Source organism: Polaribacter sp. 2405UD43-2, from assembly GCF_058147125.1.
On the sequence record NZ_JBYVJX010000107.1, the window covers coordinates 1 to 234 of the forward strand.

Here is a 234-nt window from a genome sequence, read left to right on the forward strand (position 1 = left end):
GGAGCATGAAAAGCCTTAGCAAAAGCATTGCCAGCGTTAGAAGGAAGATTAACTTCAAATGCAATTAGAGTGCCTGTACCAAATGGTTCTTTAGCAATGTTAAGTTTACAATTAAGAACGAAAGTATCTACTGAAAGAGTTAATGCCATCATAAAAAAATATGTTTTAGAAGGCGATTTAGTAGAGCAAATAAAATACTCTTTAGACAATGAGTTGGTATCTTCTGATATTGTG

The 234-nt window shown here is 33.3% G+C and carries 1 pseudogene; it reads left to right on the forward strand.

Features of this window, described 5'->3' with window-relative positions:
• Nucleotides 1-9: 9 nt before the first annotated feature.
• Nucleotides 10-234 (forward strand): annotated as a pseudogene (locus ACY2RX_RS14930) (glyceraldehyde-3-phosphate dehydrogenase); the annotation flags it as partial.